The following is a 23462-nucleotide window of genomic DNA, read 5'->3' as shown; positions in this document are numbered from 1 at the left end:
GGTTTATTAGAGCTTAAGCTTACCTTCCTTAGTATAGGGATACTATAATATCGACTGCTAGATTGATTATGTAACCTATGTCAGCATCTCGATTATCTTGCGTTACAGCTTGTGTACTTATGACAAAATTGCATAACTAGCTCGCATTTAAAGTAAAAGGAGCTATTTAGAGCCCTTTATTATCTTAATCCATCATGGCTCTTCTGAGCGCTCGCTGCCATTTTTCTAGATGAGTATCTCGCTTATCTTGAGCCATATTGGGCTCAAATATTCGCTCTACTTTCCAAGACGACGACATCGTCGATTGATCATATAAGCCAGTTTTTAGCCCTGCCAGTAAAGCCGCTCCTTTTGCAGTAATCTCGGTATCCTGTGGCCGCAGTACTGGCACGCCTAGTAAGTCAGCTTGAAATTGCATCAGCAGATCATTATTAGCAGCACCGCCATCGACCCGTAGCTCAGTTAGGGGGTGCGGACTGTCTTTTTGCATAGCTATCAGTACATCATAAGTTTGATAAGCTATTGATTCGAGTGCGGCGCGAGCAATATGGGCTTTAGTAGTGCCACGATTCATCCCACTGATACTGGCACTAATATCAGAGCGCCAATAGGGAGCTCCTAGACCAGTAAAGGCTGGTAGCAATACTACCTCTTCACTACTGTGTACTTGCTGGGCTAAAGTTTCGACATCGCAACTTTGTTCAATCATACCTAAGTTATCTCTCAACCACTGGACAATTGCTCCTGCCATAAACACACTGCCTTCTAAGGCATAAGTGACTTCACGCTCCGGCTTAAAATTTGAAGCTTGTAGCAAGCGCTTACCTGAGTGCATGATCTGACCAATAGATGAGCTATCTGCTTTGCTTGCGTTGGCTTTGCGTTGCCAAGCGACTGTAGTCAACAGTTGATGCTCGCTAATTTTGGCAGTATTACCAATATTCATTAGCATAAAACAACCTGTACCATAAGTGTTTTTTGCCATGCCAGCCTCTAGACAGCCTTGACCAAATAAGGCGGCCTGCTGATCCCCAAGTACCGCTTGAATAGGAATTTGTTTGGCAAACAATCCTTTTTTGGTTTTACCAAAGTCGCCATCGGAAGGTAATACTTTAGGAAGTATTGACTGCGGAATATTAAAAACAGTGCACAGCTCATCTGACCAAGCTAGCTTATGAATGTCATATAATAAAGTGCGCGAAGCATTAGTGACATCTATAACATGCTCAGCGCCTGTTAGCTGATAAATCAACCAGCTGTCTATAGTGCCTACGGCAACCTGCCCGATTCGATCGCTGTTGACTAGCGCCCTAATCTTCGGATTATGCTCCAACAGCCACGCAATCTTACTGGCGCTAAAGTAAGGATCTAAACGTAATCCAGTAATACGCTGTACTTGATTTGCTAAGTTAGCGTTGCCCTTATAAGCATTATGGTCAGCCAATTTTTGGCAGTAATCTGCGCTACGTCTATCTTGCCAAATAATCGCTGGTGCCAAAGCATTACCCGTTTTTTTATCCCAAATAACGATAGACTCACGCTGGTTGGTAATAGCAATACTTGTCACATCAGTTGCTAGCAGTCCCGCTTGGTTAATCACATCATGAGCACAGCTAATTTGAGTCTGCCAAATTTGACTAGCATCTTGTTCGACATAACCGGCTTTTGGCGTCTGTAGGCTGGTAGGCTTCTGTACTATTTTAATAGGTCGTGCTTGATCGTCATACAAGATAGCTCTGCTGGAAGTAGTCCCTTGATCCAATGCTAATATATAGCCTGCCATTATTTTCTCCTCGTTTTTTTATCTATTATTAATAGCGCTGAGTACATTAAAAGCAATTACTGGCTACGCCTGCCACTGTAGCAAAACCCAAAGCTAAGCTACTAATAAATTTTTATGGCTTAGTTAATAATAATGCTATTATTAAGGCTGCAATTATTGAGCTAACACAATCGATATTTTTATTCAATGCGTAAACAGAAACTAATGAGCATTGACCCGTCACGATTGTCGCACTACAGTGTACGCTTGGTTATTCACCTACGCTTTTTAATTATCGGCTTCTCATACTATGAAACTTGCTTTATCTGCACTCCCTGCTGCTATAGCGCTGATTGTGCTAGCAGGAACGTCAAGTCAAACATCAGCTAGTAGCTCTGTCGGAGCGCTCCCTAGTATCAGTACTAGTAGCTATGATAACGGCTTACAAGACGGGGTAATGCCAGTGGCAACTACTCAAATTACTGACAGTGATTATGATAGCCATGCTGACAGACTACCGAGTGCTGCCAATAATACACGGCTTCTTAATAAGGCAGACGTTGCGCCGACTAGTACGCTGGCGACTTTAAGAGACCCTATCACTGATAAGTATATTGAAAACAGCTATCCCTTGGAAGTTTCTAGCTTTTTAAGTCTAGAGCAAGCCCAAGCAGTTCTGCTGCAAGTCTCCCCAAAAATTGCTGCTAACGAGGCCGCCATTGCTGCCAGCAACTATCAAACGGATGCGCTCAGCACTATTGACAAACCTTTTGTTTTTGCGCAAGTTTCAGCCAGTGCTTATACTCTACAAGGAGATGTAGACCTCTCCGATATTAAGAGCGGCATCATTAATGGCGTCAATAATGCAGGGGGAAATATTGGTGAGATTATTCCCCCTATTCCCAATTTACCCCAACTGCCAAACTTCGGTGAACTGGTTGGCGATCGTCTACCAGACTCCTTTGAATTTAAACGCTCAGGAACACGTACAGGGGCAGGAGTTGGCGTAGCTTGGCCAGTCTATACCGCTGGGCGCACAGAAGCGCTAGTGGGAATATCAGATGCCCGCACTCAAGAGGCGGTTGCTGATAGTATCTTAGATAAGAATCAGCTTTATAATACTTTAATTGAGCGCTACTTTAAGGCGCAGCTAGCTATCATTGCCGCCTATTTACGTGAAGATGCTTACGGTACTTTGCAGCAGACTGATCATATGGCTCAGCGTTTGTTTGAAGAAGGCTTTATATCACGTGTGGAGCGTTTAGAGGCACAATCAGCACTTGCTGACGCTAAAAGCGAGGCTATCAATGCCAATAATGATGCCCGTTTGGCGATGATCGCTTTACAGCGTTTACTACGTACCAATTACCGCATTAAGCCGACTACTCCGCTATTCGTGTCTAGCAAACCACTGCCTGATGTCAGCTACTTTCAAGAGTTAGCCCTAACCAATCATCCAGGATTACAAAAAGTTGCGGCCAAACGCGCGCAGGCTCAGCAACTGCATGCCTTATCCGATACTGGATATAAGCCGACCGTGCTGCTGTATGGCTATGGTCAATTAGAAAGAGACCCAAGCTGGGTTGCTGGGATCTCAGCCAGCTGGAAGCTTTGGGGTGGGCTGGATAAAAACGCAACCTTAGCCTCTAGTAACGCGAAGATACGTCAAGCGGACTTATCAGAGATCGAAGTTGGTGATAATTTGTTATTACTGGTCGAAAAAAACTGGCACGATGTTAATAATGCGCAATCACGCTATCAAGCGCTACAGAGCAATGTTGATTTAGCGGCTGAAGTGTTGCGTTTACGGCGCTTGGGTCTACAAGAAGGGGTTAATACTACTGTCGATGTGGTACAAGCCCAAACCAAGTCACTTAAAGCCCGTACTGAGCAGGCACAAGCAGCAAATGATTATGTACAAGGGTTAGCCGCATTAATGCAAAGCTGCGGTACTCCTCTGGCATTTAACGCTTATGTGAATGCTGCTGATATTCGCCTACCGGCTTTGTATAGCCAATAATATGGCCTGTAGCAAACTTATAGTCAGCACCTTATAATGCCCTACCAAAATTCTGTAACCTTGACCCTTATATCGATTATTAGAAGGCTAACAAAATGTGCTCTAAAAACTTTATCATCATCCCTGATAACTTTACCGCGTTGCCAATACTATGACTATGAAACATCCCCAAATATCGAAATGGATGCAAATGCTTGTGCCAGCATGGCGCAATACTAGTAACTCTAACGTCTGGGCACATTGCGCCAGCGTAGGGTTTTTTGGCTTTTTGTCTATTTTTCCAGTAATGGCCGTATTTGTGCTGATTTATGGCCTAGCTTTTTCACCTGCCGAGATGCAGGAACAGATTTCATTTTTGCGACCTTTTATACCCACCACAGTATATGAAGTACTGGATGCGCGTTTGAGTCAGCTTATCTCTAATACTACTACTCGGCTTACCTTTAGCCTAGTGGTCTCAACCTCGTTAGCTCTTTATGCCGGCTCTCGTGGTATCAAGAACTTAATCATTCTAATCAATCTTGCTTTTCATATTGGCGAAGAGCGCAACTTTCTGCAAAGTCTTATCAGAGCGATCGGTCTGACCTTTGCAGCGCTCATAGTATTTATTATAGCGCTGTCCTCTATCGCTGCGCTGCCACTAATAGCTGGTTATTTTCCTTTTGGACCAGTTGTGAAGACTATCGCGCTTTGGAGCAGATGGCCGATCTTGACTATTATCATATTCTTTAGCTTTTTGGGCCTTTATCGCTTTGCGCCAAATCGTGAAACCGTAAAGTTAAGCCAACTAGTGCCAGGCTCCCTGTTAGCGACTGTTCTTTGGATACTACTATCTGGCCTATTTTCAATCTATGTACAAAACTTTAATAATTATAGTGCCGAGTTTGGTGCGCTGTCAGCTGCGGTAGTAATAATGATGTGGTTATATTACTCAGCATTTATCGTGGCCCTTGGGGCTGTTTTTAACTTTGAGATTGCCGAAAACGCTAGACCCCATGCTTTTCGAGTCTATCCTTAGAGCCCCTGCTAGACGCTTGATTAGGCCATAAAAAGCTACTGTAAAAAGTCATGCTTACTGTCTAGGGATACTAGGCCGTTAAAAAAACTTAGCACTATTATTTATAGCGCAATCATTATCTATAAAGTACTTATTTAGCTTTTGTAATAACCCTTTTATTATCCACTTTACTGCTCTAGGAAGTTCGCTATTATGCCTGAATCTCATGATGAATCTGACCACTTAAATGACGCAGACATCGTTGATAACGAACCAACGGTTAGTACCTCTGATCCTAATAGTACGGAGCAAACAGTGCCTGCCTATGACCGTAGTAAGGGACAGCCTAAAAAACCCTCGTTAGTCAAAAAAGCTATCTTGGCACTATTAGCTATAATAGTACTAGGCGTGATCGCATACGGACTGTTCAAGAGCAACCAAAGCAAAGAGCCAGAAGTGGTTACTCTACAAGGGCAAATGCAGATGCAGCAAACTTCTATTGCCGCAAAAGTACCCGGCCGCATTGCCCAAATATTAGTTACTGAAGGCGATACGGTGGAGGTAGGTCAGCAACTCATCGAGATGGATTCGCCAGAGATTAATGCTAAGATTAATCAAGCGCAGGCTGGTAAGGAGTTAGCACAAAGCCAACTGGATAAAGCAGAAAATGGCGCACGCCCGCAAGAGATTGCGCAAGCTAAAGCGGCATGGCAAGCCAACAAAGCTGCCTCTGATTTGGCAGAAAACACTTATCAACGTATAAGTCGCCTGTATGAGGAGGGGCTAATGGCACGGCAAAAACGTGATGAATCATTTGCCCAGTACCAAGCTACCCAAGCACAAACGGAAGCGGCCCGCTTGCAGTATGATATAGCGATGGAAGGGGCGCGCAGTGAAGATAAGTCTGCTGCTACAGCGCAAGTGGCGCAAGTGGATGCTAAGTTAGAAGAAGCCTTAGTCGCTAAGCAAGAAGCCAACTTAAAAAGTCCGATTGCTGGCATTGTAGATAGTGTGATTGTCAGTCCTGGTGAGGTTATAGGTCAAGGCGTCCCTTTATTAACCTTAGTCGATACTAATAAACAGTGGGTAGTGTTAAACGTTACTGAGACTTATCTTAATCAATTCGCTATTGGTCAGCAGTTCACTGGCACTATCCCTGCTCTGTCCTCTACCGAGCGCCCTTATACTAAGCAATTTACCGTCTATGCAACCTCTACTCTATCTGACTTTGCTACGTGGCGACCAACCAATAATGACGATGGCTTTGATGTACGCACCTTTGAAGTCAAAGCACGACCAACAACCCCAGACTCGCGTATTCGCTCGGGTATGAGTGTTATCGTTCGCATTACTCCGCAAGTGGCCAGTCCATCAACTAGTAAGCAGACCCCAGAGTAAATGATGCGTTTGACTCAAGCTTTTGTGCGTAGTGCTGCTTATGAGCGGCGATTCTTAGCCAAAAACCCATGGGATTTGGCAATGGTACTGTGGATTCCTTTGGCAACTGTATTGCTGATTTGGTGGATATTTTCGCAAACTCAAATCAGTGACTTGCCTATTGGGGTGATGGACCAAGATCAAAGCCCTATGGCTAATACGCTAGTGCGCTACTTAGAAGCTAGTCCTGACATTACCATCGCTAACTTCTATAACTCGCCAGCTGCGGCCAAGGACGGGATTTTGCAGCGTGATGTCTATGCACTAGTTATTATTCCAGAGAACTTCTCGCGTAATATTTTATCTGGTAAGCCGTCACCTATCATCTTGCAAGTCAATGCTCAATACGGTATCCATTCGGGTATTATCCAAAAAGGCGTACAGTCAGTAGCCGGTACTTTGTCCGCAGGCGTTGAGATTCAGCGCTTAATCAAACAAGGTATCTCTCCTACGCAAGCCGCTATCGCCTACTCACCTATTAATATCCAACGTACTAGCCTATTCAACGCGGCGACTAACTATCAGCAGTTTTTGGCCTCGACGGTTATTCCGGCGTTGTTGCATATTTTGGCTATGGTGATTGGTGCAACGACTATCGGTCGCGAGCTACGTGATAAGCAACTGGGCCGTTGGTATCGCTTTATAGAGGGTCGATCTTCTAAATTGAGCTTAGCTACAGATGATATTCTAAGCACTAAAAACTCAGCAAATAACCATTTAACAAGCAGTTCAGTGAGCAATAGCAATAACATAAAAGATCAGTCAGCCCGCACTAACCTAACGGCGCCAATAGCAGCTGTGACAAAATCAGTCAGTATCTCAGTATTGCTAGCAGGTTTAGCCGGTAAGTACTGTTGGCCAGCTCTGGCTTATAGTCTCTGGGCGCTCCTAGCAATTTGGTTAGCCACTCCGCAATATCCTACTGCGCCGAGCTCCTTACTAGCGACTTATATTGGCTTAGTATTATTAATGATGCTTTCGCTTTGGCTGGGGGCTATCTTTACTTTAGCCTCTTTCTCACTGCGTGCAGGCTTATCGGCTACTGGCTTTATTTCTGCCCCTTCCTATGCTTTTGCTGGCGTTACTTTTCCTTATATTGCTATTAGTGATGGCGCTAAGCATTGGTCGGATATGCTACCTTTAACCTATTATCTCAAATTACATATAGCACAATTACAAATGCACGCCCCACTCGCCGTTTCTTTGTCTATCGTTTATGGATTAGCGCTAGCCACTATCATTGCCATGTTGCTGACTGCATTGCTGAGCAAACGTGCATTGGCAAATCCTCAACGCTGGGGAGCACGCTAATGTCAGCCGCTAACAATACTAAAGACACTAAAGACACTAAAAATACGAAAAACGTTAACCAGGCTAATAATCTGAATAAAGTCTCCTCGCCAACTACTTTTTGGGCGAGCTTTTTGCAAACCTTTAAAGACGTCTTTAAGGACAGCGGTGTGGTGCTGATGCTGCTTATCGCTCCTGTTATTTACGGTTTCTTTTATCCATGGCCCTACTCCAGTGAGGTAGTCAACCATGTGCCAGTCGGCATTATCGATAACGATAACAGTCAGCTATCTCGTACTATCATACGCTATGCTAATGCCAGTCCGCAGTTAGATACTCAAGGCTTTATTAATGAGCAACAGGCTAAAGAGGCTATTTGGTCTAATGATATCGCTGGCTATATGATTATTCCAAGCGGTCTTGAGCGGCAAGTGTTGTCCGGTAAGGCCGCTAGTGTCAGCGTCTTAGGTAATGGCGGCTATTTTATTTTAAATAAGAACGTACAGTTAGGATTTTTAAAAGCGGTAAGTACCGTATCAGCTGGTATCGAAGTCAAAAAAAATGTCGCCCAAGGCGCTTATCTAGCAACAGCAGCCAGTAATACTCAAGCGGTGCCGCTACAGATTATCCCACTGTATAATCAAACCGAAGGCTATGGCGCTTATGTAGTGCCAGCAGTGGCTATATTGATCCTTCAGCAGACCTTACTGATGGCGACAGCTATGTTAATTGGTACTTGGTATGAGCAGCGTCGTCATGCTACTAGCGTGCGCGGCTGGCTGGGTCGTATTATAGCGCTGAGTATGCTCAGCTTCGTTGTAGGCTGCTTTTATTATGGCTGGGCGTTTGAGCTGCATCATTATCCGCGCGGCCAGAATATACTGGGTAGCTTGTTATTCTTGACGATTTTTTGCCCAACGGTCGCTACGCTTGGCTGCGTACTTGGCTTATGGTTTCGCCAGCGTGAACGTAGTTTGCAGATATTAGTCTTCAGCTCGCTACCCATATTCTTTGTTAGCGGCTATCCATGGCCTGCCAATCAGCTGCCTGAAGTATTACAGATCATCCGCTGGCTAGTACCCACTACTCCTGGGGTAAACATGTCAGTACAAATGAATCAAATGGGGGCTAGCGTTGCCCAAGTGGCTACTGGCTTTTATGCACTGGCAGGATTGTGGAGTTTTTATTTTATCCTTTTACTTATCTTTCGCTGGCGTACTCAGCCTAGCAGTGAAATGCGTAAATAATCTTAATGGCCGTAGGTTAGCACTTACGCTAATTATTGAATAAATTTGTATTTTGCATAAAGCCTGTCTTTTTGCATGACGGAATCCACCCTATAAAGACCCTGACCACGAAGCAAAAAAAGCGCCTGTAAAATATACAGACGCTTTTTTATTGCTATCAAATTGGCTTTTTAAGGGTTAAAACACGCGGTTAAGACCATTCAATGCTGCTACCCGATAAGCTTCTGCCATCGTTGGATAGTTAAAGGTAGTATTGACAAAATACTCAAGCGTAGCATTACACTTCATCACCGCTTGACCAATATGAATAATCTCTGAGGCATGGTTACCATAGCAATGAATACCTAATAGCTCTAGCGTCTCACGATGGAATAAGATTTTCAGTACTCCAGTACGCTCACCAATGATTTGAGCACGTGCCAAGTCTTTAAAGAATGCCTGTCCTACTTCGTAAGGAATCTTATCATCAGTAAGTTCTTGCTCAGTTTTACCGATACTGGATATCTCAGGAATAGTATAAATACCCGTTGGTACACTAGAGACTGGCTCTGCATCACTATCACCGACCATAAATGCAGCTGCACAACGACCTTGATCATAAGCCGCTGAGGCTAGAGATGGCCATCCAATGACATCACCAGCAGCATAGATATTATCTACATCAGTACAATAAGTATCATCGACTTTTAATTGTCCACGGCTATTGGGTTTAAGACCAAGCGCTTCTACATTCAACCCTTCAGTATTTCCTGAACGCCCATTACACCAAAGAATAGCATCGGACTTAATTTTTTTACCGCTCTTTAGGTGCAGAATAACATAATCATCATGAGTTTCTAGATGATCGATCTCTTCATTGTTACGAATGACTACCCCAAATTGTCTAAAGTCATGGGCAAGCGCATCGCTGATCTCACTATCCAAATAGCTAAGCAGTTGGTCGGTGTTATTGATCAAGTCCACTTTGCAGCCAAGACCAGTAAAAATAGAAGCATACTCACAGCCAATAACGCCTGCACCATAGATTATGATTTTTCTGATCACATAATCCATTTGTAGTATTTTATCTGAGTCAAACACCCGTGGATGATTAAAATCTAATAGGTCAGGACGATAAGGACGGCTACCGACAGTAATAATAGCTTTGTTAAAAGTGATGGTCTCAAAGACGCTTTCTTCGGTCTCAACTTTTACGGTATGCGCATCAACGAAGCTGGCCCAGCCGTGAATAACTTCTACTTGATTACGCTCATAAAAGCGGGTGTGAGTAGTGACTTGGCGACGAATGACCTGACGAGCATTAGCTAGTACTTTATTTAGGGGGACTCGGTGGTAATCCAAAGTTTTAGTGAACATCGGATCACGACGAAAGTTAATCAGGTTAAACACCGATTGGCGTAGTGACTTACTTGGTATAGTACCGACATGAGTACAGTTACCGCCAACTTGATCACGGGGATCAATGACAGCGACTTTTTTTCCCGATTTAGTAAGCTTCATAGCGGCCGCTTCACCTGCAGGACCTGCTCCTAATATTAGTACGTCGTAAGTATACTCGTGCTTATCTTTTTTTAAGCGCTCAGAATCTTTACCAAAGCCTGATTTAACATAGACTCGTGTGTCATCTAGCGGACTGACTAGATCAGGATGATGCATGATGTCATCAGTGACTTGCTCATGAGTTTGTTCGATTTTTTCTTGTTTATCCATGCCCTTGGTTTTTTCCGGCATAGTAATCGGCGCACTGCCGTTGTTGTTATTAGAAACTTCGGTTTGCGTATCTTTGCCAGTATTATTAGTGGCACCATCTTTGCGTTTGCTTACCATTTGGTCCTCTTTATTCATTCGTTCATTTAAGTAGCAGCTACACTGCTATATCTACGCTTTAATTTTTAAAATAAAGTATGAGCTATAAGATTGCTAATAGCGATTTGATAGTGGTGGTGTGTCATTGAGCTGTATTATCAGCTCAGCTTACTCTTTTATCTATTAAGCCTCATTTTCGTGAGTTAAAACCTTGCTTAAAAATTTTTGGGTAAGCTATATTTAAGAGCTGAGAGCGGTATTGAAAAGCCGTATTTAACAGCTGTAGTTAAAAGCTGTAGCTCAAAACTATAGCTAAGAGCCATAGTTAAAAACTAGGTTTGAAAACTAGATTTGAAAACCAGACTTGAAAACTAGATTTGAAAACCAGACTTGAAAACTAGGTTTGAAAATCAAGTTTGAAAGCTAGGTTTGAAGAACCTAACTTACTGTAATTTAGTATTGAGCAAGTATTCTAACTTACCCAATTCGGCGTTTAAGACCCGTCATTTGCAAGATTCGAGTAGCAATCTCTTCTACCGACATCTCTGAGACATCAAGGCTTGGAATGCCTTGCGATATGTATATGCCTTGGATGGCACGCTGCTCTTGCTGAACCTGCTGATAGCTAGAATAGCGACTACCGGCACGGCGCTCTTGACGGATTTTTACTAGACGGTCGGTATTGATAATAAGACCAAATAGCTTATCCTTATGCTCTCGTAAAGATTTTGGTAGCTGATTGTCGTATAGATCATCTTCGGTCAGTGGATAGTTGGCTGCACGAATACCAAACTGTAATGCTAAATATAAAGAAGTGGGCGTTTTACCCGAACGCGAGACGCCAATAAGAATAATATCAGCCATACTATAATGACGCGTACGCGCCCCATCATCATTGTCTAAAGCAAAGTGTACCGCATCAATACGGTCTTTATAGTTTTCAGAATCGACATTATCATGAGCGTTACCTGTATGACCATCAGGCTCGACGGCAATCTCTTCAGCAATACGACCAATCAAGCCTTCATACATATCCAAATTACAGCCCTGCGCCGAATTGACCTTTTCACGAATCTCAGGATTGACAATAGTATCGAATACTAATGGTAATAGACCATCACGCTGATAGGCAATATTGATCTGCTGTACCGCATCCTCAGCACGCTCTAAGCTATCGACATAAGGCAATACTCGAGTCTCAAAAGGCACCGAAGCGAACTGACTTAAAATAGAACGTCCAAGCGTCTCAGCAGTGATAGCAGTACCATCAGAGATAAAAAACGCACTCCTCACGGCTTGTGAGTTATCCAACCTCAAAGCATGTCGATTTTGGATAGTAGGCATGTCCTGTTCAGATGGACTATTAGAATACATAACTAAAGGACCTCAATAATTGACTTTATTTAACCAACCAAAAATTAACTTGCCACTAATGGACAATTACTAATGGATAATCACTGAGCCATTGCTGAATTATTGTTCGACGCAGCTGTCGACGCACGCTTGATATTTTATGCTCTACATTATACCCATAATAGCGACTCAATAGGAATCAAAGTTGCTATAACTGGCAAAACACTAGGCTGAATTGAGCGCATTTCTGATACGATCTTATACTATCTAGGTATAGCTATTCTAGCTAAGCATCGATATTCTAAGCATCAGTATTATAGATATCGGCATTGTTTTAGACTTGCCTGTAGTTTGAAACACTGATTTACTCCTTTAGCCCTGTTTACTGGTAAAAGCTCAATACCCTTGTAACAACCCTAACAAAATATTGTTAATAAATCGATCATCGTGCTAATCTTTTTAGCTAGCCTATAAGCATTTATTACTAAGCCGCCAGTGTCAACTAATACTCATCGTTATAAGATAACCTTAAAGAAAAACAAATCACTGAAGCATAAGTGACTCAAAAAACATAAAAATTTCAACATTTTGAGGAGTTTTTTGCTTTCACCCCTCGAAATTAGCAAAATATAGCGGTATAATCACCCCTTTATAATCCTTACTAAATAACCTTATTTTCTGGAGTTATCATGGCAGAGCAATCTTCAGCACTTGTAGTCAATCTAGATCAGCTAGGAAAACACGACGTTGACACGGTGGGTGGCAAGAACTCTTCGCTTGGCGAGATGATCAGTCACTTATCAGATTTAGGCGTAAGTGTCCCCGGTGGCTTTGCAACAACTGCCGATGCCTTTAATCGTTTCTTGACTGAAACTGGTCTGTTGGAAAAAATCAACAACGAGCTTAGAGACTTAGACGTTAATGACGTTAATAAGTTGGCCGCTACTGGTAAAAAAATCCGCGGTTGGATTATTGACCAAGAATTACCAAGTGACCTTGAGCAACAAGTGCGTCAATCGTTCGAAGAAATGAGCAATGGTCAAGATATCGCTGTTGCCGTACGTTCTTCTGCTACTGCTGAAGATTTGCCAGATGCCTCGTTTGCTGGCCAACAAGAGACTTACTTAAACATTCGTGGTATTGATAACGTCCTTATTGCTATTAAAGAAGTGTTTTCATCACTATATAATGACCGCGCTATCTCTTATCGCGTGCACAAAGGCTTTGAGCACGAAGGCGTTGCCCTATCTGCTGGTATTCAGCGTATGGTACGCTCAGAAACGGGTGCTGCTGGCGTTATGTTCACTCTAGATACTGAGAGTGGCTTTGATCAAGTGGTGTTTATCACATCAAGCTACGGTTTAGGTGAAATGGTTGTGCAAGGCGCAGTCAACCCTGATGAATTCTATCTTTCCAAAAAATTGCTAGCCAATGGTAAGCCGGCCGTTATTCGCCGTAACTTAGGTAGCAAACATAAAAAAATGATCTATGGCGAAGAAGGCAGTACTGCTAAATCGGTGAAGATTGTAGATGTTGAAAAACAAGAACGTATGCAGTTCTCTTTATCTACTGAAGAGCTGACTTCACTTGCTAAGCAAGCGATGACCATTGAGAAACATTACGGTCAAGCGATGGATATTGAGTGGGCAAAAGATGGCGATACTGGTGAAATCTTTATCGTTCAAGCCCGTCCAGAAACTGTCAAAAGTCGCCAAGACAGCAACGTTATGGAACGTTATGTCATTAACACTACCAATGCCAAAGTACTTTGTGAAGGTCGTTCAATCGGTCAACGTATCGGTGCTGGCAAAGTGCGTATCGTTAGTGATATTAGCGAAATGGATAAAGTTCAAGATGGTGATGTTTTAGTTTCTGATATGACTGACCCGGATTGGGAACCAGTAATGAAGCGCGCATCAGCTATCATCACTAACCGTGGTGGTCGTACTTGTCACGCTGCTATTATCGCTCGTGAACTTGGCGTACCAGCTATCGTTGGTTGTGGTAATGCCACTGAATTGCTAGTTGACGGTCAAGACGTTACTGTCTCTTGTGCAGAAGGTGATACTGGCTTTATCTACGAGACTCAGATTGATTTTGAAATTCAGACTAACTCTATCGAATCTATGCCAGAGCTAGCCTTCAAAATCATGATGAACGTTGGTAATCCAGATCGTGCCTTCTCATTTACCCAAATGCCTAATGAAGGTATTGGCCTTGCACGCTTAGAGTTCATTATTAACCGCATGATTGGTGTGCATCCAAAAGCCCTACTCAATATGAATAGCTTACCACGTGAAGTGGCGCAAGCGATCAATGAGCGCATTGCAGGTTATGCCTCACCGATCGATTTTTATGTTGATAAATTGGTTGAAGGTATCGCCACTTTAGCAGTAGCCTTTATGGATCAGCCGGTTATCGTCCGTATGTCAGACTTTAAATCGAACGAATATGCCAACCTACTAGGTGGTAAATTATACGAGCCGTCTGAAGAAAACCCAATGCTCGGTTTCCGTGGTGCTAGCCGCTACGTCTCTGACAACTTCCGTGATTGTTTTGAGCTTGAGTGTAAAGCCCTTAAGCGCGTACGTGATGAGATGGGTCTGACTAACGTTGAGATCATGATTCCATTCGTACGTACGGTTGGTGAAGCTAAGCAAGTCATCGAGTTACTTGAGAAAAATGGTCTTAAACGTGGTGAAAACGGTCTGCGCGTCATCATGATGTGTGAGCTACCAACCAACTGTTTATTAGCAGAAGAGTTCCTAGAGCACTTCGATGGCTTCTCTATCGGCTCAAACGATTTAACTCAGTTAACTTTGGGTCTAGATCGCGATTCAGGTATTATTTCGCATCTGTTTGATGAGCGTGATCCTGCAGTCAAAAAACTATTGGCAATGGCGATTGCTGCTTGTCGTAAGCAAGGCAAATATATCGGTATCTGTGGTCAAGGTCCATCTGATCATCCAGACTTAGCTTACTGGTTGATGGAGCAAGGTATTAGCTCGGTATCGTTGAACCCTGACTCCGTACTAGATACTTGGTTCTTCTTAGCAGGTGAAGAAGCAAAGTAATCGGCTAAAAGCGTCAAAGTGTGATACTGAGCCATTAGGGTTTGTTTGCTAAGCATCGGTAGTTTTGATGCCTTAGTGAACAAACCCTAAGCCGTATTTAGTATTCAGTTATAGTGATATCATCATTTTACTTGTGAATAGTAAATACGCCCTAATATAATAAAATAAGATATGACTAACTATACAGGCAATTATGCAGATTTTCCTTGCTCGAAATAATGTCCAGGCCGGTCCTTATACCTTAGATCAGCTCAATATCATGCTGACCTCTGGTGAGGTAACGCTTGATGATTTGGTGTGGCATGAAGGCTTAGATAAGTGGCAGCGTATTGGTGATTTAACGGGCAATCAACACACCTATCGCCCTACTAATACTGCGTCCACTACTACAGTCGTTGCCAACGATTCTATTATTAATAATGTCACTGTATTCCCAGAAGACTCTGAAACTAATGCTCTCTCAAAGAGCCCGGATGGCAAAAAAGTATCCATAGATAGACTTTATGGTAAGCCTGAGTCAAAGCCTAATACTAAAGTGGATATGACCAGCAATCGCCAGCATAGTCCTGGTAATATGTCATTGAAAAAGCCTAACGCTGTCAAAAACGCTACAGCGAAAGACGTAGTAGTCGGTGATGTCATACTAGCGCCTATTATGTCGCGAATATTGGCTACAGCGATAAATGCTTTGATGTATCTGTTGGCAATATTTCCCTTAGTATTGGCCTTGAGCAAGATGAATGTAGATTATACTAAGTTTCAAAACATTCAAAATATGGACGCCGCTTATCAGTATTCTTTGACCCTAATGGAAGCTATTCCTAGTGGGACTTTGATGATGTCGCAGGTATTAGTATTTGGCTTGTTCGCTCTACAGCTGATATTTATTACTTTACGGGGTCAATCATTAGGTAAGGTTATTACTGGTATTCGAGTAGTGGATCAGACCACACACCGCTTGCCTTCTTTTATTAAGCTCATCGGTACTCGTACCTTGATGCTGTTTATTATTTATAACTTGTTATTCTCTTTTACTAGTTTTTTGGGATTTGTGGTTATTGCTATTCATTACTACATGGCCTCAAGAAGCCCAGAGAATATCGGTTGGCATGATAAACTAGCCAAAACTTTAGTAGTTAAAGCTGATAATAGCCAGTTAGTTAAACACCCTAAGAGATAGTTTAAAACAGTTTATAGGTCAACAGCTTTCATAGTTTAAGAGATAGTAAAAAGCAGCGCCTAGTCGTTGCTTTTTTATGGTAAGTAGCTTAGTTTGCTTCTAGCCCTATTATCTTAAATAAATACTATTTATATATATTTAATAGTAGCTGCTTATTAAACTTTGTATTAATAGCCAGTTACTGTTATAATACGGCGCTTTATATACTAAGCTTATTTGTTACTTTTTTTAGCTGATTTTTATTTTTTAGCTGATTTTTTTGATATTAGGTTTACTTTATAAATCTCCTTGCTATTAACATAGGGTTGATAGCTACTAATCCGTAAGGAGTCCAAATGCGACATTACGAAGTGGTGTTAATTGTACACCCAGACCAAAGCGACCAAGTGGTCGGCATGGTTGAACGCTATATCAAGTTGGTTCAAGACAACAATGGCGTTATCCATCGTTTAGAAGATTGGGGCCGTCGTCAACTGGCTTACCCAATCAACAAGATTCACAAAGCTCATTATGTCCTTTTCAATATCGAAACTGACGGTGATACTTTAGCTGAACTTGAAGAATTGTTCCGTTATAACGACGCGATCATTCGTAGTCTAGTTATGCGCCGTGACGAAGCTGTCACTGAAGAGTCGCAGTTAGCCAAGAATGCCGATGAAAAACGCGCACGCAAAGCTACTACTCGTCGTCCAGATCGTGATGATAATGACGACAACGACAACAACAGTGATGACTAATTAAAGGAGAATACTCATGGCACGTTTCTATCGCCGTCGCAAATTCTGCCGTTTCACTGCTGAAGGCATCACTCACATCGATTATAAAGATGTTGAATTGCTAAAACAGTATATCAGTGATAATGGCAAAATCGTACCAAGTCGTATTACTGGTACTTCTACTAAATATCAGCGTCAGCTAGCTACTGCTATCAAGCAGGCTCGCTATCTGTCTCTATTACCATACACTGATAACCATCAGGGTTAACCGTTAACTAGGAATGACTCATGCAAATTATTTTGTTACAGCGTATCGTCAACCTTGGTAGACTCGGTGAAACTGTCGATGTAAAACCAGGTTACGGACGTAACTTTCTTATCCCTCATGGCAAGGCTTTGCCTGCGACTAAAGTTAACATTGAAAAGTTCGAAGCACGTCGTGCTGAGCTTGAAGCTGAAGAAGCAAAAGAAGTCAGCGTAGCTCAAGAACGTGCTGATGCCTTGACTGATGTTAATGTTATCATGCGTGCAAAATCAGGCGACGAAGGTAAACTATTTGGCTCTATCGGTACTCGCGATATCGCTGAAGCGTTAACCAACTCTGGCCTAGAAGTTGACCGTGCTGAAATCAAACTTCCAGAAGGTACTTTGCGTCAAGTGGGTGAATATAGTGTTGATATTCAACTACATCATGACGTTACTGCTACTATCTTAGTTACTATCCTATCTGAAGATGGCGATGACGAAGATCTAGAAGAAGATGCAGCAGACGAAAGCGAAGACTATTCTGAAGAGTAATCTTTAGCATAGCTAGTTTAAGTCTAAAAAAAGCCAGTAACTTTACGTTGCTGGCTTTTTTTATGCAGGAGATTTACTATGGTTAGGCTACTTATTATAGATCATTGCTGATTGCTGATTGCTGATTGCTGATTTAATGGGCTATTGCCTATTAGGGGATATTTTAAATTTGCATAACGGTTTATAAGTTCATCTACTCGGCTAGCGCTATCGATTTATCAGCAAATAGGAGTTCTTATGACCTTTTATTCAACACCTCATTATTCTGAACATTTACAGGGGTGGCTTAAGCGTGGTCGAAACTGGCACATTGAGTATGGAGGTTATCTATCTAATCACCTCACTCATAATTGGATAGCTTTAGACGCTGCTGGCGCGGGCTATGAAAAAATGCAGTGGTGGGAACAAGTTTATACTACTAAGGCGACTAATAGCTCAAGCAACAACACCTCTGTCAACCCTGCAACAGAGCTGTCAATGCTAGAGGCTCCTCGTAATAACCCGATAGACTATACACAAATAACAGAAGCTAACTGGCTCAATAACTTGCAATCCACCCGTATTGGCTTTGAGTCGTATCGAGACTTTTTTGATGCAAAAATAGTAGAGCTAGGCTTAAGCGCTTGTCTTAAACGCTACTACCCTACATTGTCTGAAGGCCTAGCAGGAGCTGCGCTACATCCAGTCATTCATACAGGCTGGGCAGTCGATGTAGAGTGTAATGATATGGCTGCCGAAGGACTAGCTTATATGGCCACAGCCTTTCAGCCATTAGCAACTGGCGCAAACCATAGTAACTATCAACCTTGTCAGCTATGGTCACCTGATGCGCCAAATATGCTCGAAGCACTTAAGCAAATTCTAACCGATGATAGAACTGCTAAGCTGACGGAACAAGCTTATATATTAAGTAAAACTGAAGATTATAAAAAGTTAAATAGAGGTAAATTTCAGCAGCGCTTGATTACTTTTGATAACCCTGATGAGCCTATGGCACAGTTTCTTAACAACATGGTGACACTAAGGTTACCTGAGATTGGTGAAGATTTAACGGCTTCTATTGAAGTACTAACAGTTATTGCAGCGGCTGCGGTGTACGCTAGCGATAATGAGTTCTTTATCGTACATGGATTAACCAGCCTACATGCAGTATTGTGCGTGCTGCCACATCTCGATGACCATGCACAGCGTAATGCTTTGGGATATTGGTTTAGAGCGCTAGTAGCCGTCGTTATCGTTCAAGGCAGTCCTAGCGTGACAGATACTATTATAATGTTGGAACAATGGAATGCTCGTAAAGAAAAGGGAAAGACTAGCGGTTACCAATTAAATGAAGAACTAAAGACGTGGTGGCTACAAATCTTGCAATCAACTACCGAGAGTCTAGATGAGCATGTACCAAAGACAGTATATGTATTGAAACGATGGGCGGAATGGCAAACGTTTTCTAAAGCTTCACATGATATATTTGCAAAAGCTGCGCGTCATATCACCACCCCTAATCAAAGCGGCGGACTTGAAGATAATCTTTGGTTTGGTCGGTAAGTTTTGATCCTATTTATGTCAACTCATTGTAAGATGAAACAGCCAAAAAATAAGCCAGTAACTTTGAGTTATTGGCTTACTTTTTTATTTAGCGATCTACTATTTATGCTTTATTTTTCTTATCATATGCCTCAAAGGCTTCTTTGCTTTTTGCATCTGGGCAATATACGACTTCGACACCTTGCTGACCAAAGTCTTTTTTGAGTTTATCATATAAAGTCTCTGTGCCCCATCCATAAGCATCACCAAGATCATCATCTGCTGCAAACACTATCCGTGCTATCCTTACATTCAGCATAGCGGCCATACACATAGCGCAAGGCTTACCACTTGCATACATAGTAAACCCAGAATCTTGAGCTAAGTTCAACGCTTTGCCAGCCTGACGAATGGCTTGCATTTCTGCATGTGCCGTAGGATCATAATCGATATAAGCCTCATTGACCGCTTCTGTGATAACTTCTTCGCCTTTGGTCAGAACAGCGCCAAAAGGTTCGCCGCCTTTATCTACGTTTTCAATGGCAAGCTCAACAGATCTTGCTATCATCTGTCTATCAAAGTCAGTTAATTGATTTTTCATTATTTTGTCCTTTATATTTTAGTTAAAACAAAAACGCTAGCCATGATTATCGCTACTAGCTTATAAATACGCTTAAAAAGCCTTAATTATTCAGTGAACTAAGTTGTTATTGGACTACTTTTTGTTGGTTTGCTCAAAGATAACTAAGCTTCCCTGCCGATTCAGCAGGCATAGAGTATTGCCATCCCTATGTCAATTGTCAAGCCAACCGAATTCAATTCAAAGCCCCAGCTAATACTTCATAAATTCTCGCATCAGACGCTTGCGCCACATTGAACCGCATAAAATTCTGCGCATTCTGTGCTTGGCTAAAAGCATTGCCCGGCGCTAATACTACCCCTTGCGCTAAGCAGTGAGTTGCCAATTCAGCAGCGCTACTAGCATCAGGTAATTGACACCATAAGAACATACCTGCCTGCGGTATCAACCAAGGCACGATACCCAATTTGGCCAGTCTTGGCACTGTCTGCGCACGAGCTTTTGCTAAGCGGGTATGAACCGTATTGATATGCTTACGATAGCCACTATCAGTCAAAGCTGACAGCACGACCGCCGCTGCTAACTGACTACCACCAAAGCCAGTAGCTATCTTTAGATCCAATAAGCTCTCGACCCACTCTTTCGGTGCTGCAATATAGCCACAGCGCAATGACGCCGATAAAGTTTTAGAGAAGCTGCCGATATAGAACACTTGTGATAAACCGTCCAATGCTGCCAATCGTGGCGCTGGTGTGGTCTCAAAATCGGCAAAGATATCATCTTCAACGAGGTATAGACCCGCTGCTTGCGCTAGTTGTAAAACTTGGTAAGCAGTGGCTGGTGATAAAGTCGCCCCTGTAGGATTATGAATAGCGGCGTTAGTTATATATAGCCGTGGTTTATGCTCTGCTAATATCGCCGCAAAGGCAGTTACGTCTGGGCCAGTCGCTGTGTATGGCACCCCGACTACTTTTACCCGATGGGCTTTAAGTAACGCATGAAAGTTAAAGTAACAAGGATCATCAACGACTACCGTATCACCCGGCGTTAATAAGAAGCGAAAGATTAAATCTATCGCTTGCGTACCAGAATCGGTCAATATCACTTGCGCAGGCTCTGCCTCGATACCTAAGCCCGCCATACGTCTAGTCAGTAATTGACGTAACTCCAATAAACCTAAAGGCGTGGCATACTCGCTCATTACCTTAGCATCAGCTCGCGCTACAGTCTTTAATCCACGACGCATACCTTGCTCATATAACCAGTCCGGCGGTAACCAACCACAGCCTGGCTTTAAGATATCGTCAGCAGGTTCAAGCGCCTGCCGTGATATCCATAATGGATCTACCGCCCGATCAAGATTAGGTCCGATATCCGCTAGCGACAAGGGCGCTATAGAGTCAGCGACATAAAAACCAGCGCCAGGACGCGAGTATATTATCCCTTGCGTTTGCAGACGCTCATAAGCTTCTACTACTGTCGAAGCTGAGAAGCCATTAGTCTTAGCAGCGGCACGCACAGAGGGCAGGCGTGTACCCGGCATATAGATCACTGTGGCTATTTTTTCTTTGACTTCAGCCATCACTATTTCGATTCTTGTTAACTCAGCTTTCATATTTTACTCATCTTAATAGCCGCTACCTTTTAGCTTATAAGCTTGTCATCATCTTTGTTGCCTGTCGTAGACTGGTGCTAAAAATAATATAAAAATCAGCTTTAAAACCGCCCTGTATGGGTTAAACATACCAAACAGTTCTGCTTAATTGTACTGGATTGTATATAGATAACCTACCGCGCTTTTGTTTTAATCATCCTCTTAGACTCAAGCTCAAACCCAAAATCAAATACAGGATGATATCTATAATGAAAAACAGCGCTCAAGGCTGGCTTAGTGGCTTTATTGGGGTAGTTATTTTTGCCAGCTCTCTACCAGCAACTCGCTTAGCGGTCATGGGACTCGACCCTGTATTTCTTACGAGCGCCAGAGCCGCTATTGCCGCCTTACTCGGTGGCGCAGTGTTGCTACTACTCAAACAGCCTATGCCTACTAAAGCTGATCTCCCTAGCTTAGCTATCGTTACTTTTGGCGTAGTCATCGGCTTCCCCTTACTCAGCGCCTTAGCATTGCAGTACGTTACCTCAGCACACGCTATCGTATTCTTAGGAGTTTTGCCGCTGTTTACAGCTATATTTGCAGTTTGGCGTGGCGGTGAACGTCCCCCATTATTATTTTGGCTATTTGCATTGTTAGGTAGCTCATTTATAGCAGGTTATGCGGCAATAAGCAGTGCTCATAGCTCGTTGTTAGGAGGCTTACTGATGCTAGGCGCTGTGATAGTCTGCGGCTTAGGTTATGCTGAAGGCGCACGTCTATCCAGAACACTTGGTGGCTGGCAAGTGATTAGCTGGGCCTTAGTTTTATCGTTACCTATTATGCTCCCTATTATCTGCTTAACTTGGCCTGACTCTTTAGCAGAAGTCAGCGTTACTGCTTGGGCTGGCCTAATGTATGTTTCGATATTTAGTATGTTTATCGGCTTTGTTTTTTGGTATCGAGGCTTAGCCTTGGGCGGTATTGCGGCGGTCGGTCAACTACAGCTGTTACAACCTTTTATGGGTCTGACTTTAGCCGCACTATTACTGCATGAGTCTGTCAGCGTTGGCATGTTAGTGAGTACTTTGGGCGCTATAATATGCGTGATCGGAGCGAAGAAATATGCGGTTTAGCAGCTTTGGTTTTACTATTAAATGCTTTTTAAGTAGATCAATATAAATACCTACAGAAAATTTACTTATAAAAATCCGATCAATTAAATGACCGGATTGCTAATAGCTGTTATAGAGGATAAAAACTAAAAGTTAAATACAAACTACTAAGTTATATAAATTTTGACGGTTGAGTGGCAAAGTCATTTATAACTTACTAACGGCTACACCCTTTAGAAAAAACAATTTTATTGATTTTTATTAACTGCACACTTTTTTAGACTGACTAATCTTACCATTATTGCAAACAAATTTACCATTTTGGCAGTGCGATACCCCGCCCATACTTTTAGAACAAGGATAGTTCTGGGCATTCGCTTGTACAACTGGTGACATCATTAACATAGAAACAATAAAAGCTGACCAAATTTTCATAAGTAACTCCCTCAAGAATAGAAAGATATAAGCTCGGACCATATCACCGTCCAACCCTTTCATCAATCATAATTTAGCTTATGTTTTTAATAGTTCACAGCCGCACCTTATCCTAGGTCATTGGTCTCATGGTAATTAGCATTACACACAATAGTGGCAGCGGTTATTTGCACTATTATTAACCGCTAAGTGATTGATAGTTAATAAAATATTCACGTAATATGCATTACTTTAGCGTTATCCTAAGCGAAAATTTCGAATTTTAAATACCCACCTATAAATCAAAAGATCAGCTTTTAAGATTTAAAATTTTTGAGCGGTTGTACAGTAGTCATCAGCGTTATCTATTTTATAAGTAGCCATTGCTGTGTCATACGTTCCCGTTGACTAAATTATAGAAAGGATAGGATATATTTATAACTATTTTGATGCTATCCGTCATGCCAGCTTAAACGTTTTCTTATTGCCTGTATCTGCTAGCTAGTCGTTGCAAAGATATCTGTTATACGCTACCCATAGGCTTTAACCCTTGCACGT

At 42.4% G+C, this 23462-nt stretch carries 18 protein-coding genes; 12 read left to right on the top strand and 6 right to left on the bottom strand.

Going from position 1 to position 23462, the window contains the following annotated elements; all coding sequences use genetic code 11:
- Nucleotides 1-184 precede the first annotated feature (184 nt).
- Nucleotides 185-1783: a glycerol kinase GlpK gene (gene glpK, locus KZA12_RS01865; RefSeq protein ID WP_218689005.1), complete on the bottom strand. Its 1599-nt coding sequence runs from the start codon at nucleotides 1781-1783 to the stop codon at nucleotides 185-187.
- Between the two features lie 289 nt (nucleotides 1784-2072).
- Between glpK and KZA12_RS01860 the strand changes: the two genes are divergently transcribed.
- The 5 genes from KZA12_RS01860 to KZA12_RS01840 all read left to right on the top strand — a co-directional run bounded on the left by KZA12_RS01860 (nucleotide 2073) and on the right by KZA12_RS01840 (nucleotide 8753).
- Nucleotides 2073-3782 carry a TolC family protein gene (locus KZA12_RS01860; protein WP_218689004.1) on the top strand — a complete coding sequence of 570 codons (1710 nt, stop codon included), beginning with the start codon at nucleotides 2073-2075 and terminating at the stop codon, nucleotides 3780-3782.
- Nucleotides 3783-3939: 157 nt separating this feature from the next.
- The gene (locus KZA12_RS01855) at nucleotides 3940-4800 is read left to right on the top strand and encodes a YihY/virulence factor BrkB family protein (RefSeq protein WP_218689003.1); all 861 of its coding nucleotides are present in this window, start codon (nucleotides 3940-3942) and stop codon (nucleotides 4798-4800) included.
- Between the two features lie 192 nt (nucleotides 4801-4992).
- Nucleotides 4993-6177 (top strand): HlyD family secretion protein, encoded by a 1185-nt coding sequence (locus KZA12_RS01850; RefSeq protein ID WP_218689002.1) that lies wholly within the window; start codon nucleotides 4993-4995, stop codon nucleotides 6175-6177.
- Between the two features lie 3 nt (nucleotides 6178-6180).
- Nucleotides 6181-7527, top strand: a complete 1347-nt coding sequence (locus tag KZA12_RS01845; RefSeq protein ID WP_218689165.1) for an ABC transporter permease — start codon at nucleotides 6181-6183, stop codon at nucleotides 7525-7527.
- Nucleotides 7527-8753 carry an ABC transporter permease gene (locus KZA12_RS01840; protein WP_218689001.1) on the top strand — a complete coding sequence of 409 codons (1227 nt, stop codon included), beginning with the start codon at nucleotides 7527-7529 and terminating at the stop codon, nucleotides 8751-8753. Before KZA12_RS01845 ends, KZA12_RS01840 begins: the two co-directional genes overlap by 1 nt.
- Nucleotides 8754-8930: 177 nt before the next feature.
- Here KZA12_RS01840 and sthA read toward each other — a convergent pair whose 3' ends face one another.
- Nucleotides 8931-10463: a Si-specific NAD(P)(+) transhydrogenase gene (gene sthA, locus KZA12_RS01835; protein WP_373416567.1), complete on the bottom strand. Its 1533-nt coding sequence runs from the start codon at nucleotides 10461-10463 to the stop codon at nucleotides 8931-8933.
- Nucleotides 10464-11036: 573 nt separating this feature from the next.
- Entirely contained in the window at nucleotides 11037-11903 is an 867-nt protein-coding gene (locus KZA12_RS01830) for a pyruvate, water dikinase regulatory protein (protein ID WP_227677158.1), read from the bottom strand.
- A 698-nt stretch (nucleotides 11904-12601) separates the two neighbouring features.
- On the opposite strand from KZA12_RS01830, the gene ppsA reads away from it, so the two are divergent.
- The 6 genes from ppsA (at nucleotide 12602) to KZA12_RS01800 (ending at nucleotide 19225) form a co-directional block, all read left to right on the top strand.
- Nucleotides 12602-14986 carry a phosphoenolpyruvate synthase gene (gene ppsA / locus KZA12_RS01825; RefSeq protein ID WP_218689000.1) on the top strand — a complete coding sequence of 795 codons (2385 nt, stop codon included), beginning with the start codon at nucleotides 12602-12604 and terminating at the stop codon, nucleotides 14984-14986.
- Between the two features lie 193 nt (nucleotides 14987-15179).
- A complete protein-coding gene (locus KZA12_RS01820) occupies nucleotides 15180-16166 on the top strand; it encodes an RDD family protein (protein WP_256932772.1) in 987 nt (328 codons plus the stop codon).
- Between the two features lie 335 nt (nucleotides 16167-16501).
- Nucleotides 16502-16903, top strand: a complete 402-nt coding sequence (gene rpsF / locus KZA12_RS01815; RefSeq protein WP_201622258.1) for a 30S ribosomal protein S6 — start codon at nucleotides 16502-16504, stop codon at nucleotides 16901-16903.
- Between the two features lie 16 nt (nucleotides 16904-16919).
- Nucleotides 16920-17150: a 30S ribosomal protein S18 gene (gene rpsR / locus KZA12_RS01810; protein WP_010198808.1), complete on the top strand. Its 231-nt coding sequence runs from the start codon at nucleotides 16920-16922 to the stop codon at nucleotides 17148-17150.
- 20 nt (nucleotides 17151-17170) lie between these two features.
- Nucleotides 17171-17680, top strand: a complete 510-nt coding sequence (rplI, locus tag KZA12_RS01805) for a 50S ribosomal protein L9 (RefSeq protein WP_201622259.1) — start codon at nucleotides 17171-17173, stop codon at nucleotides 17678-17680.
- A gap of 237 nt (nucleotides 17681-17917) precedes the next feature.
- The gene (locus KZA12_RS01800) at nucleotides 17918-19225 is read left to right on the top strand and encodes a questin oxidase family protein (protein WP_218688999.1); all 1308 of its coding nucleotides are present in this window, start codon (nucleotides 17918-17920) and stop codon (nucleotides 19223-19225) included.
- A gap of 103 nt (nucleotides 19226-19328) precedes the next feature.
- On the opposite strand, the gene KZA12_RS01795 is transcribed toward KZA12_RS01800, so the two are convergent.
- Together KZA12_RS01795 and KZA12_RS01790 are read right to left on the bottom strand one after the other, a co-directional pair.
- The gene (locus KZA12_RS01795) at nucleotides 19329-19805 is read right to left on the bottom strand and encodes a nucleoside deaminase (RefSeq protein WP_218688998.1); all 477 of its coding nucleotides are present in this window, start codon (nucleotides 19803-19805) and stop codon (nucleotides 19329-19331) included.
- Nucleotides 19806-20019: 214 nt separating this feature from the next.
- Nucleotides 20020-21399: a PLP-dependent aminotransferase family protein gene (locus tag KZA12_RS01790; protein WP_218688997.1), complete on the bottom strand. Its 1380-nt coding sequence runs from the start codon at nucleotides 21397-21399 to the stop codon at nucleotides 20020-20022.
- 248 nt (nucleotides 21400-21647) lie between these two features.
- On the opposite strand from KZA12_RS01790, the gene KZA12_RS01785 reads away from it, so the two are divergent.
- On the top strand, nucleotides 21648-22511 hold the full coding sequence (locus tag KZA12_RS01785; protein ID WP_218688996.1) for a DMT family transporter: 864 nt from the start codon (nucleotides 21648-21650) through the stop codon (nucleotides 22509-22511).
- A gap of 240 nt (nucleotides 22512-22751) precedes the next feature.
- On the opposite strand, the gene KZA12_RS01780 is transcribed toward KZA12_RS01785, so the two are convergent.
- Nucleotides 22752-22925 carry a hypothetical protein gene (locus KZA12_RS01780; protein WP_218688995.1) on the bottom strand — a complete coding sequence of 58 codons (174 nt, stop codon included), beginning with the start codon at nucleotides 22923-22925 and terminating at the stop codon, nucleotides 22752-22754.
- Nucleotides 22926-23462 lie beyond the last annotated feature (537 nt).

This window comes from Psychrobacter sp. BF1 (genome assembly GCF_019279065.1).
Lineage (GTDB): Bacteria > Pseudomonadota > Gammaproteobacteria > Pseudomonadales > Moraxellaceae > Psychrobacter > Psychrobacter urativorans.
This window is presented reverse-complemented; position numbering and strand designations above follow the sequence as displayed.